This is a genomic window from Hydrogenophaga sp. (assembly GCF_018780385.1).
GTDB lineage: Bacteria > Pseudomonadota > Gammaproteobacteria > Burkholderiales > Burkholderiaceae_C > Hydrogenophaga.
On record NZ_JADMJO010000110.1, the window covers coordinates 1 to 11,876 of the forward strand.

The 11,876-nt window shown below is 67.6% G+C and carries 15 protein-coding genes; 9 read left to right on the top strand and 6 right to left on the bottom strand.

The genetic code is table 11. From position 1 onward, the window contains the following. Positions 1-93: 93 nt before the first annotated feature. On the bottom strand, positions 94-474 hold the full coding sequence (locus IV113_RS22895; protein WP_291090065.1) for a dihydroneopterin aldolase: 381 nt from the start codon (positions 472-474) through the stop codon (positions 94-96). Positions 475-483: 9 nt separating this feature from the next. After that, a complete protein-coding gene (locus IV113_RS22900) occupies positions 484-1,275 on the bottom strand; it encodes an SDR family oxidoreductase (protein WP_291090068.1) in 792 nt (263 codons plus the stop codon). Between the two features lie 29 nt (positions 1,276-1,304). On the opposite strand from IV113_RS22900, the gene IV113_RS22905 reads away from it, so the two are divergent. The 9 genes from IV113_RS22905 to IV113_RS22945 all read left to right on the top strand — a co-directional run bounded on the left by IV113_RS22905 (position 1,305) and on the right by IV113_RS22945 (position 8,845). Beyond that, positions 1,305-2,417, top strand: coding sequence for an SAM-dependent methyltransferase (locus IV113_RS22905; RefSeq protein WP_291090071.1), 1,113 nt, complete (start codon positions 1,305-1,307; stop codon positions 2,415-2,417). Positions 2,418-2,425: 8 nt separating this feature from the next. Next, positions 2,426-2,620: a DUF2905 domain-containing protein gene (locus IV113_RS22910; protein WP_056268090.1), complete on the top strand. Its 195-nt coding sequence runs from the start codon at positions 2,426-2,428 to the stop codon at positions 2,618-2,620. Between the two features lie 40 nt (positions 2,621-2,660). Then, complete coding sequence (trxC, locus tag IV113_RS22915) at positions 2,661-3,104, top strand: thioredoxin TrxC (RefSeq protein ID WP_291090077.1); 444 nt, start codon at positions 2,661-2,663, stop codon at positions 3,102-3,104. A 90-nt stretch (positions 3,105-3,194) separates the two neighbouring features. Next, positions 3,195-4,175, top strand: a complete 981-nt coding sequence (glk, locus tag IV113_RS22920) for a glucokinase (RefSeq protein WP_291090081.1) — start codon at positions 3,195-3,197, stop codon at positions 4,173-4,175. Between the two features lie 150 nt (positions 4,176-4,325). Continuing rightward, the gene (locus IV113_RS22925; protein ID WP_291090084.1) at positions 4,326-5,642 is read left to right on the top strand and encodes an ABC transporter substrate-binding protein; all 1,317 of its coding nucleotides are present in this window, start codon (positions 4,326-4,328) and stop codon (positions 5,640-5,642) included. A 53-nt stretch (positions 5,643-5,695) separates the two neighbouring features. Continuing rightward, complete coding sequence (locus IV113_RS22930; protein WP_291090086.1) at positions 5,696-6,574, top strand: sugar ABC transporter permease; 879 nt, start codon at positions 5,696-5,698, stop codon at positions 6,572-6,574. Further along, the gene (locus tag IV113_RS22935; protein ID WP_291090089.1) at positions 6,564-7,424 is read left to right on the top strand and encodes a carbohydrate ABC transporter permease; all 861 of its coding nucleotides are present in this window, start codon (positions 6,564-6,566) and stop codon (positions 7,422-7,424) included. Before IV113_RS22930 ends, IV113_RS22935 begins: the two co-directional genes overlap by 11 nt. Positions 7,425-7,429: 5 nt before the next feature. Further along, positions 7,430-8,515 carry a sn-glycerol-3-phosphate ABC transporter ATP-binding protein UgpC gene (ugpC, locus tag IV113_RS22940; protein ID WP_291090092.1) on the top strand — a complete coding sequence of 362 codons (1,086 nt, stop codon included), beginning with the start codon at positions 7,430-7,432 and terminating at the stop codon, positions 8,513-8,515. A gap of 78 nt (positions 8,516-8,593) precedes the next feature. Continuing rightward, on the top strand, positions 8,594-8,845 hold the full coding sequence (locus IV113_RS22945; RefSeq protein ID WP_291090095.1) for a hypothetical protein: 252 nt from the start codon (positions 8,594-8,596) through the stop codon (positions 8,843-8,845). A 9-nt stretch (positions 8,846-8,854) separates the two neighbouring features. On the opposite strand, the gene IV113_RS22950 is transcribed toward IV113_RS22945, so the two are convergent. The 4 genes from IV113_RS22950 to IV113_RS22965 all read right to left on the bottom strand — a co-directional run. Next, the gene (locus IV113_RS22950; protein ID WP_291090098.1) at positions 8,855-10,219 is read right to left on the bottom strand and encodes a sensor histidine kinase; all 1,365 of its coding nucleotides are present in this window, start codon (positions 10,217-10,219) and stop codon (positions 8,855-8,857) included. An 8-nt stretch (positions 10,220-10,227) separates the two neighbouring features. Beyond that, entirely contained in the window at positions 10,228-10,923 is a 696-nt protein-coding gene (locus IV113_RS22955) for a response regulator transcription factor (RefSeq protein ID WP_291090101.1), read from the bottom strand. A gap of 128 nt (positions 10,924-11,051) precedes the next feature. Continuing rightward, positions 11,052-11,468: a hypothetical protein gene (locus tag IV113_RS22960; protein ID WP_291090104.1), complete on the bottom strand. Its 417-nt coding sequence runs from the start codon at positions 11,466-11,468 to the stop codon at positions 11,052-11,054. 81 nt (positions 11,469-11,549) lie between these two features. After that, the coding region (locus IV113_RS22965) for a trehalose-6-phosphate synthase (RefSeq protein WP_291090107.1) at positions 11,550-11,876 on the bottom strand (327 nt) is incomplete at its 5' end.

The window sequence follows — 11,876 nt, forward strand, 5'->3', positions numbered from 1 at the left end:
CGATCATGTTGTAGTCCACGATCGCGCGGCCGACCTCGCGGCACAGGCGTTTTTCAAGTTTGTGGTTTTCGTGTTCGGTGTTCATGGGCGTCCTCACCACTGTCCGCTTTCCATTCGGATCGCGACTTCGCAGTCTTCAAAAATCTCCAGCTTGGCGATCTTCACGCGCACGCCGATCACGCCGGGCATCTGCATCAGCCGGCGCGTGAGTTTGCCGATCAGGCTCTCCAGCAGGTTCACGTGTTCGGCTGTGCACTCGTCGATGATGATCTGGCGCACCTTGCGGTAGTCGAGCACGTGGCCGATGTCGTCGTCGTGCGGCAGCAGGGGCTGCGTGCCCTGGTTGAGTTCGGCGTCCACCTGGATCGGCTGCGGCGCCGATTTTTCGATGTCGAGGATGCCCAGGCTGGCGTCGAAGCGCAAACCGCTGAGCGTGAGGATCTGGGTGCCGGCGTAGGTGGCGTTCATGGGCATCGGTCCGGGTTACATGAGCGAAAAATCGCGCTCGAAGCGCATGAGGTGCTGGCCGCCGTCCACCAGCAGCGTGGTGCCGGTGATGGACGAATTGGTCAGCGCGAAGGCCACGGTGGCGGCCACGTCTTCGGCGGTTGAAGAGCGGCCCAGCGGGGACTGCTGGTGCAGGGCGGCGAACTGCTCGTCGCTCAGCAGGTGGCTGGTGAGCGTGAGACCGGGTGCCACGCCCACCACCCGCACGCGCGGCGCCAGCGCCAGCGCCAGCATGGTGTTGGCGGCTTCCAGCGCGGCCTTGGAGAGCGTGTAGCTGAAGAAATCCGGATTCATGTTCCAGAGCTTCTGGTCGAGCAGGTTGACCACGGCGCCTCGCGCGTCGCGCGCGCTCAGGTGTGCGTGCAGGGCTTGGGCGAGCAACACGGCCGCACCGGTGTTGGCTCGCAGGTGGGTTTCCATGGCGGCAAAACCGAAGCTCGCGGCGCTGTCGTTCTCGAAGGTGGAGGCGCTGTTGACCACCGCGTCGATCTGCCCGAAGCGCACCACCACGGCCGGCAGCAGCGCGCGCACATTGGCTTCATCGGCCAGATCGGCGAAGAAGGTCGCGGCACTGCCGGGGCGGCCGGTGAGGACGTCGCACTCGGTGGCGGTGTGCTGCGCATCGGAAGCCGAGTGGCGGTGGTGCACGGCCACGTTCCAGCCGGCACGCGCCAGCGTGAGCGCGATGTCGCGGCCCAGGCGCTTGCCGGCGCCGGTCACAAGCACGGTGCGTGCTTCAGCGGTGGCGGGGAATGCAGAGGAGGGCATTGGGCGACAATCCGGGGGTGCAGACCCCCATGGCAACAGAACCGACGAGTTTAACGAGCGACCTCCTGCAACGGGTGGTCGGGGCCATCGTACAGGCCGGGGGCTGGCTGCCCTTTGACCGCTTCATGGCGATGGCCTTGTACGAGTCCGGCCTGGGCTACTACGCGAACACAGCACCCAAATTCGGCCACACGCCAGCGGGCGGCAGCGACTTCGTGACCGCACCCGAACTCACCCCGCTCTTCGGCCACACCCTGGCCCGCCAGGTGGCCCAGGCCCTGGATGCCACCGCCACCGACGAGGTGTGGGAGTTCGGCGCCGGCACCGGGGCGCTGGCGCTGCAGGTGATTGAAGCCCTGGCCGACCAGGGCCGGCCGCTGCGCCGCTACACCATCGTCGATCTCTCGGGCAGCCTGCGCGAGCGCCAGCGCGCCACCCTGGCTGCGCACGCGGGCGTGGTGCGCTGGGTGGACGCGCTGCCCGAGCGCATGGAGGGCGTGGTGCTGGGCAACGAGGTGCTTGACGCCATGCCGGTGCAGTTGCTGGCGCGCGTGGGAGGCGTGTGGTTCGAGCGTGGCGTGGCGTGGAACGAAGGCCAGCTGGCCTGGGCCGACCGGCCCACCGACCTGCGCCCACCCGTGGAAGTGCCTGGCGAGCACGACTACCTCACCGAAATCCACCCCCAGGCCGAGGCCTTCGTGCGCACCCTGGCCGACCGGCTGCACTGTGGTGCGGCGTTTTTCCTCGACTACGGCTTTCCCGAGGCCGAGTACTTTCATCCGCAGCGCCACATGGGCACGCTGATGTGCCACCGCGCCCACCGCAGCGACAGCGATCCGTTGGCCGATGTGGGCCAGAAGGACATCACCGCACACGTGAACTTCACCGGCATCGCCCTGGCCGCGCAGGACGCCGGCATGGCGGTGCTGGGCTACACGAGCCAGGGTCGTTTCCTGCTCAACAGCGGCCTGCTGCAGCTGGCTCAGTCCGCCGACACGCGACAGAACGCGATGATGCAGAAGCTGCTCAACGAACACGAGATGGGCGAGCTGTTCAAGGTGATGGCGCTGGTGCCCGCCGCCAGCGCGCAAGGCTGGCTGCCGCTGGGCTTCAGCGCTGGCGACCGGACCCACCGGCTGTAGGAGCATCTGTGATCCGCTGGATGATCGTGATCTTCCTGGCGCTGCTGCTCATCAGCTGGTTCACGCCGATGCTGCGGCGCCTGGGCTTCGGCCGGTTGCCGGGCGACGTGCGGTTCAAGGCCTTCGGGCGCGACTGGAACCTGCCCTTCGCCACCACCATCGTGCTGAGCATGCTGGCCAGCCTCATCAGCTACCTGGTCTGAAACGCTTGCATTTCGCGCGCCGGCCACCAACTGCTTGACCATGAGCACCGACCTCCTGCACATCGTCTGCCCCCATTGCCACACCACCAACCGCGTGGCGCAGGCCAGCCTCTCGCAGGCGCCCGACTGCGGCAAGTGCCACAAGCCGCTGTTCACCGGCCACCCGGTGGCGCTGGACGAGGCGGCATTCGACAAACACATCGCCCGCTCCCAGGTGCCGGTGCTGGTGGATTTCTGGGCGCCCTGGTGTGGCCCGTGCCGTGCGATGGCGCCGCAGTTCGAAGCCGCCGCGCGCGAGCTTGAACCCCACATGCGCCTGGCCAAGGTGAACACCGAAGAGGCGCAGCAGCTCGGCGCGCGGCTGCAGATCCGCAGCATTCCCACCCTCGCGCTGTTTGTGGGTGGGCGCGAGGTGGCGCGCCAGCCCGGCGCCATGGGTGCGGCGGACATCGTGCGTTGGGCGCGCTCACAGCGCGCGGGTTGACCCCGGTGGCCGCGCCGCAGCGGCCGGGCTATCATCCGCCGCTTTGCGCAGCCTGCCCCAGGCGCCGCGCAACCACGGAGGCACACCGCCATGTCCCCTGACGTTTCCGAGACCGGCCGCTTGCTGGCCGATGTGGGCGGCACCAACGCCCGTTTTGCCTGGCAAAGCGGTGCCGGCGCGCCGGTGACCGATGTGCGCGTGTTGGCCTGCGCCGATTTTCCGACGCTGCAGGCCGCCATGCGCGCCTACCTCGAGGGCCAGGGCCGAGGTCGGCCGGCCCTGGCGGCGATCGCCATCGCCAACCCGATCACCGGGGACCAGGTCCGCATGACCAACCACCACTGGGCTTTCTCGCAGGCCGCGGTGAAGGCCGAGTTCGGTCTGGCCCACCTGCGCCTGCTCAACGATTTCACCGCCCTCGCCCTGGCCCTGCCCGACCTGCCGGCCAGCGAGCTGCGCCAGATCGGCGGCGGGGTGGGCGACCCCGACAAAGCCAGGGCCTTGCTCGGTGCGGGCACCGGTCTGGGGGTGTCTGGTCTGCTGCCCGACGGCGCAGGCGGCTGGGTGCCGCTGGAGGGCGAGGGTGGCCACGTGACACTGCCGGCGGTGAGCGCGCGCGAACGGCTGGTGATGGACGGTCTCATGCGGCTGTATGGCCGCGCCTCGGCGGAGCGGCTGTGCAGCGGCCAGGGCCTGGTCGACGCCTTCACGCTGCTGTGCGAAGCCGACGGTGTGGCCCTGAGCGGCATGAGCACGGCCGCCTCCGTGGCCGACGCGGCCTTGCAGGCCCGCCAGCCCCAGGCGCTGGAGGCGCTGAACATGCTGTGCGCCATGCTGGGTTCGGTGGCCGGCAACCTGGCGCTCACGCTGGGTGCGCGCGGTGGGGTCTACATCGGCGGCGGCATCGTGCCGCGCCTGGGCAGCTGGTTTGATACCTCCCCATTTCGCGACCGTTTCCAGTCCAAAGGCCGCTTCCAGACCTACCTCAAGGATGTGCCCGTGTGGGTGATCACGTCGGCGCAATCACCCGCCCTGCTGGGCGCCGCGCGGGCGCTTTCCGCCCTGCGTTGACCCGCATCGCGCCCGCGGTCTGCGGGTTTTTCCGGATGTGATCATTAATTAATTAATGAAAAATGAACGACCTCGGCGAGACCGACGTCTGTTCGGTGGACGCCCGCCGGGTTCATTCACAAGGCCGCAGGCCCACTTTCGGAGACATCCATGAAATTCCCCGTCACGCTCGGTGCGGCCCTTGTGGCCGCCATGCTCGCCACCGCTTGCGGCAAAAAAGACGAGGCCGCGCCCGTGGCCGCCACCCCGGCGCCGGCCGCCGCTCCCGCGGCTGCGCCCCAGCAGACGGTGGAAGTGCTGCACTACTGGACCTCGGGCGGCGAAGCCAAGTCGGCCGCCGAGCTCAAGGCCATGCTGGAAGCCAAGGGTCACCTGTGGAAAGACTTCGCCGTGGCCGGCGGTGGTGGTGAAAACGCCATGACCGTGCTCAAGAGCCGCGCCGTTTCGGGCAACCCGCCCACCGCCGCCCAGGTCAAGGGCCCGGCCATCCAGGAATGGGCCAATGAAGGCATGCTGACCAGCATCGACAGCGTGGCCCAGGCCGAGAAATGGGACGAGCTGTTGCCCAAAGTGGTGGCCGACGTGATGAAGTCCAAGGGCAGCTACGTGGCCGCGCCGGTCAACGTGCACCGCGTCAACTGGATGTGGGCCAACCCCGAGGTGTTGAAGAAGGCGGGTGTGGAAGGCATGCCCAAGACCTGGGACGAGTTCTTCGTCGCGGCCGACAAGATCAAGAAGTCGGGCAACGTGGCGCTGGCCCACGGCGGCCAGAACTGGCAGGACTTCACCGTGTTCGAGTCGGTCGTGCTCGGCGTCGGTGGCCCGCAGTTCTACACCGACGCGTTCGTGAAGCTCGACCCCGCAGCCCTGACCAGCCCCACCATGACGAAGGCGCTCACCACCTTCCGCAAGCTCAAGGGCTACACCGACGCCGCCTCAACGGGGCGCGACTGGAACATGACCACCGCCACCGTGATTCAAGGCAAGGCCGGCTTCCAGTTCATGGGCGACTGGGCCAAGGGCGAGTTCACCGCCGCGGGCCAGAAACCCGGTGAAGGGTTCCTCTGCGCCGCAGCACCCGGCACGGCCAACGCCTACACCTTCAACGTCGACTCCTTCATCATGTTCAAGCTCAAGGACGAGGCCGCGCAGAAGGCGCAGGGCGATCTGGCCTCGGCGATCCTGAGCACCGGGTTCCAGGAGGTGTTCAACCAGAACAAGGGTTCCATCCCGGTGCGCCTGGGTCACGACATGAGCAAGTTTGATGACTGCGCCAAGCTCTCGGCCAAGGATTTCGTGGACACCGCCAAGTCGGGTGGCCTGGTGCCGTCGATTGCCCACGGCATGGCGGTGGAGCCGGCCAAGCAGGGCGCGATCCAGGACGTGGTGACCCAGTTCTGGAACGACGACAAGCTCAGCGTGGCCGACGCGCAGAAGCGCATCGCCCAAGCCGCGGCCGCCAAGTAAGCCAGGCCTCGTGAAACAGGTGCAGGCCCTTGGGGGCTTGCACCTGCCGCGCCATGAAAAACAACATCGACCACATCCTGCCGCGGCTGGTGCTCGCACCGGCCTTCGTGCTGGGGCTGGCCTTCATCTACGGCTTCATGGCCTGGAACGGCCTGCTCTCGGTGACGGCCTCGCGCATGCTGCCCAACTACGAGCTGGTCGGGTTGGCGCAGTACGCCCGGCTGTGGGAGATGGACCGCTGGTGGGTGGCGCTGAAGAACCTCGCCATCTTCGGCGTGCTCTACGTGGGCCTCTCCATGGCGCTGGGCATTTTTCTGGCGATCCTGCTCGACCAGAAAGTGCGCGGTGAAGGCTTCATCCGCACCGTTTATCTGTACCCGATGGCGTTGTCCTTCGTGGTGACCGGCACCGCATGGAAATGGATCCTCAATCCCAGCGAGGGCCTGCAGAAGATGGTGCAGGACATGGGCTGGACCAGCTTCACTTTCGACTGGCTGGTGCAGTCCGACATGGCCATCTATTGCGTGGTGATTGCCGGCGTGTGGCAGTCGGCGGGCTTTGCCATGGCGCTGTTTCTGGCCGGCCTGCGCGGCATCGACGACAGCATCATCAAGGCCGCGCAGATCGACGGCGCCTCGTTGCCCCGCATCTACCTGCGCATCGTGCTGCCCGCGCTCAGCCCGGTGTTCTTCTCCACGCTCATGGTGCTGGCCCACCTGGCCATCAAGAGCTTCGATCTGGTCATGGCACTCACCTCGGGCGGCCCGGGTTACGCCACCGACGTGCCCGCCACCTTCATGTTCGCCATGAGCTTCAGCCGAGGCCAGATCGGTCTGGGCGCGGCCAGCGCCACCATCATGCTGGCCACCGTGGCCGCCATCATCGTGCCGTATCTCTACAGCGAACTGCGGAGCAAGCCCCATGACCGGTAAGCGCAACGTGCTGGGCCGCTTCGTGCTCATGACCACCTTGCTGGTCGGCGCCGCGTTCTTCCTCGCGCCGCTCTACGTGATGCTCGCCACCTCCTTCAAGGACGCCGAAGAGATCCGCAACGGCAACCTGCTCAGCCTGCCGGGCAGCCTCAACTTCTCGGCCTGGGGCCAGGCGTGGTCGAGCGCCTGCACGGGCGTGGACTGCAATGGCCTGCAACCCTTTTTCTGGAACTCGGTGTTCATGGCCATCCCCGCGGTGCTGATTTCCACCACCTGGGGCGCGCTCAACGGCTATGTGCTGAGTCTGTGGAAATTTCGTGGCAGCGAGACCTTTTTCGGTCTGCTGCTGTTCGGCGTGTTCATGCCTTTTCAGGTGGTGTTGCTGCCCATGAGCCAGGTGCTGGGTTGGATGGGTCTTTCCAGCTCCATTGGTGGGTTGATCCTGGTGCATTGCCTCGCCGGCCTGCCCAGCACCACGCTCTTTTTTCGCAACTATTACGCGGCCGTGCCGGGCGAGCTGCTGCAGGCCGCCAAGCTCGATGGCGCGGGTTTCTGGCAGATCTTCCTGCGCATCATCGTGCCCATGTCCACGCCCATCGTCATGGTCACCCTCATCTGGCAGTTCACCCAGATCTGGAACGACTTCCTCTTCGGCGTGGCCTTCAGCGGCGCCGATTCCAAACCCGTCACGGTGGGCCTGAACAACCTGGCCAACACCACCAGCAGCGTGAAGGCCTACAACGTGGACATGGCCGGCGCCCTGATCGCCGCGCTGCCCACGGTGGCGGTCTACGTGCTCGCGGGCCGTTACTTTGTGCGCGGCCTGACGGCTGGCGCGGTGAAAGGTTGAACTCCATGGCGGCAACTTCCGCATCCGCGCTCGACATCCGGGGCGTACGCAAATGTTTCGGCAAGGGCGACAGGCAGGTCGAGGTCTTGAAGAAGATCGACATCGCCGTGGCCCCGGGCGAATTCCTCATCCTGGTCGGGCCTTCGGGCTGCGGCAAGTCCACCCTGCTGAGCATCATCGCGGGGCTCGAAGACCCCACAGAAGGCGAGATCCGCATCGCAGGCCGTGACGTGGTGGGCGTGGCGCCCGCGCAGCGCGACATCGCCATGGTGTTCCAGAGCTACGCGCTCTACCCCACCATGAGCGTGGCCGACAACATCGGTTTCGCGCTGGAGATGCGCAAGGTGCCCAAGCCCGAGCGCCAGCGGCGCATCGCCGAGGTGGCCGCCATGCTGCAGATCGAACACCTGCTGGACCGTCGGCCGAGCCAGCTCTCGGGCGGTCAGCGCCAGCGCGTGGCCATGGGCCGGGCCCTGGCGCGCCAGCCGCAGCTGTTCCTGTTCGACGAGCCGCTGTCCAACCTGGACGCCAAGCTGCGCGTGGAGATGCGCGCCGAGATCAAACGCCTGCACCAGGCCAGCGGCATCACCAGCGTGTACGTGACGCACGACCAGATCGAGGCCATGACGCTGGGCAGCCGCATCGCCGTGATGAAGGACGGCATCCTGCAGCAGCTCGGCACGCCCGACGAGATCTACAACCGCCCGGCCAACACCTACGTCGCCACCTTCATCGGCTCACCCACCATGAACCTGGTGCCCGGGCGCAGCACGGCCGAGGCGGGGCGCGGCTTCAGCATCGCCGGTGCCGACCTGCCACTGGCCTGCCCGGGCGAGGGCAGTGCCGCTGCGCTGATGGGCTTGCGGCCCGAGCACATCACCCTGACCGACAGCGCGCCCTGGCGCGGCGAGGTCAGCGTGGTCGAGCCCACCGGTGCCGATACCTTCGTGGTGATCAGGACCGAGGCCGGCGACGTGACGGTGCGCACCGCGCCGCAGGTGCGCGTGGCGCCCGGCGAGCGCGTGGGGCTGGAGGTGCAGGCGCTGCACGTGAACTGGTTCGAGCCCAGCTCCGGGCAGCGGATGCTCTGAGCGCGGGGCCGGGCCGCCCGGTGCCCGGTGCCAGCGCTAAGCTTGGCGTCTGCACCTTCCCACACCTCAGGAGCCACCATGAGCCAGTCCACCCTGCGCATTGCCCTCGTGTTCAACCCCGAAGACCAGACCTGGATGCGACGCGCCTCACTCGCCGTGCCCGATTTCTGGCGCGGTCACGGCGTGGCGCCGGCCACCGGCGACGTGTTCCGGCTGGGTGGGCGGCAGTTCACCGTGCAGGGCCGGCTGTGGGAGCAGGACGGTGAAGGCACCGTGCTGCGCGTCTTCGTCGGCAGCGCACACGCCGAGAGCGACTCGGTGTTCGGCTGACCGCCTCGGTCAACCGAGCTGGAGCACCACGCGCAGACCGTGCGGTGTCGCTCGCTCCACCACCGCATCACCGCCATGCCGCCGCGCGATCTCGCGCACGATGGCCAGGCCCAGCCCACAGCCGCCGGGCAATTCGCTGGCGCGCCAGAAGCGCTGGAACACATGGGCCATCTCTTCGTCGGTGAGCCCGGGGCCGTTGTCTTCGACCGCGAGTTCAGCGCCTGAGCCGCGCGCAGTGACCTCCAGGGTGACGCTGCTGCCGCGCGGTGTGTAACGCAGCGCGTTGTCAATGAGGTTGGCCAGGGCCTCGCGCAGTTGCAGTGCGTCACCTTCCAGGGGCAGGTGCTCAACACCTTCATAGCCCAGGTCAACGCCGGCGGCCATGGCGCGTGGGGTCCATTCGCGGGCCACATCCCGCGCCAGTTCGGCCAGATCCAGCGGCTCGCGCCGGGCCTGGGTTTCGTTTCTGGCCAGTGTGAGCAACTGGTGCACCAGGTGGGCGCTGCGTTCGGCGCCGGTGAGCACCTTGGCCAGGCGCGCGCCCAGCACCGGGTCGTGTGTTTCCCGCTGCGCCAGCTCCACCTGGCTGATGAGCCCGGCCAGTGGCGTGCGCAACTGGTGGGCAGCGTCGTTGATGAAGCGCTTCTCCTGCACCACGCTGCGCTCCACTTCGCCCAGCAAGCCGTTGACGGCCTGGACCAGGGCGTGCACTTCGCTGGGTGCCTGTGTCATGCCGATGGGTGAGAGCGCGTTGATCGAACGGTTCTCCAACTGGCCGGTGAGGCGTTTGAGCGGGGCAAGGCCCCGGCGGATGCCGCCGTACACCAGCAGGCTCAGCAGCACGCCGATGGCCAGCAAGGGCACCAGCAGATCGGCCACCAGTTCGCGCGCGATCTGCTGCTGCGCGGCCGTGCCTTTGCCCACCTGCACGCGCAGGGTCTGGGGCGCGCTGTCTTCGCCGTAGCTCACGTCCATGGCCACGATGCGCAGCGGCTGTCTGTCCAGCGTGGCGCGGTAGAGCATGGGTTCGCCGAAGCGCGTGGGCGCATCGGGTGGAGCGGGCAGGCGCGGATTGCCCAGCAGGAACTGGCCGGGAGGTGAGGTCACCAGATAACTCACTGGGTCGCCGGGGTCCTGCGCCAGCACGTCTTGCGCCGCGCGCGGGAAGTCGATCAAGAGGCCCGAGCCGATGGGCTTGACCTGCCGTGCCAGTGCGCGCACCGACTGCATGAGCGACTGGTCGATGGCCTTTTCGGCGTAGCTCAGCGCGGTGCGGTAGGTGAGCAGGCCGCCACCGGCCCACAGCACCAGCTGCGGCAACAGCAACCACAGCAGCAGCTGGCGGCGCAGCGACAGGAGCGAGGGCTTGCTCAAGTGGCCCTTTATTCGGTGGTCTTTTCGAGCAAGTAGCCCAGGCCGCGGATGTTGCGGATGTTCAGCGGTGAGCCGGTGAGCTTGCGGCGCAGCCGGTGCACATACACCTCCAGCGCGTTGGAGGCCAGCGCGCCCGTCTCCCCGGGCACAGTCTGCCAGGCACTCAGCACATCGTCCCGGCTGACCACGCGACCGGTGTGGCGCACCAGCAGGTCCAGCAGGGTCCATTCGCGGGGGGTGAGGTCGATGGCTTCCTGACCAAGCCAGGCGCGTTGCAGATCAGCGTCGAGGCGCAGCGGGTGGTTGGCTTCGCCGGGATCGCTCGCGCTCGCCGAAGGCAGGTTGGCGCGGCGCAGCAGGGCCTGCAGTCGGGCCTGCAACTCGTCGAGGCTGAAGGGTTTGGTGAGGTAGTCGTCGGCGCCGGCATTCAGGCCAGCCACGCGGTCTTCAACGCCATCACGCGCGGTGAGTACCAGCACGGGCAGGGCTGGCAGGCGCTGGCGCAACGTGCGCAGCACGGTGAGACCGTCCACCCGGGGCAGACCCAGGTCGAGCACCACACCGTCGAACGGCTCGGCCTGCAGCAGGTCGAGCGCGACCTGGCCGTCCTCGGCGGTGCTGATGCGGTGGCCAGCTTGCATGAGCTGGGCACTGAGCCCGTCGCGCAGGAGTTCATCGTCTTCGACGATCAGGAGGTGTGCCATCGCCAGATTATCCAGTCATGGAATCGCTGGGTGGGTGGGCGATCCGCCGCCGGGCCGCCCCAAGGCGTATCAGCCCCCTCGGGGGGCAGCGGACCACGCGCAGCGGGGGAGCGTGGGGGCACGTGACTTCAATCGTCTTCAAGGTTCCAGCGGAAGCCGCAACGTTTGCAGCACACCGGCACCAGCCGCTGGGCCGTCAACCGCCGGTCCTGCACGTCCTGCAGCTTGAGCAAACCATAGGCCTGGCACTGCGCGCAGTTGGCCTGGTTGGCGATCTCTTCGGCGTGCATGAGCAAGTAGAGGTAGCGGCGCAGGGACCACAGCGCGATGGCCGCAGTCACCAGCACGAAGGCGGTGTTCATGAGTTTTTCGCCGGTGCTGGCGCCGCCAAACGCTTCAAAGCTGGCCATCATGGCCACCGCGGATATCAAGGCCAGCGCCATGTGCGCGTGGCTGGACAGCAGTTCGCGCTCGTACCACTTGCGAAAACCCACCCGCTGGATGCCGTCGGCCAAGGGGCGGTTGAGGGGGTTGCGAGCGGTCATGGTGGGCTCCTGATCGCCGCATCGTGTCACAGCCTCACCGGCCCTGCCAGCAGGCGGGGCAATCACCCCGGTGCTCCAAAGTCAGGCCTCGGCCAGCGCGGCCAGGTAGCGTTTGCGCCACCAGTGCACGTCCTGCTCGCGGATGCCCGCCAGCAGCGCCTGGTGGCGACGTTGGCGTTCGTCCAGCGGCATCTGCAAGGCACGCTGGATCGTCTCAGCGGTGCGGGTGGTGTCGTACGGATTGACCAGCAAGGCGTCTCGCATCTGCTCGGCCGCACCGGCAAAGCGCGAGAGCACCAGCACGCCGGGGTCGTCCGGGTCCTGAGCGGCCACGAATTCCTTGGCCACCAGATTCATGCCGTCGCGCAGCGGCGTGACCAGCGCCACGCTGGCCGCGCGGTACAGGCC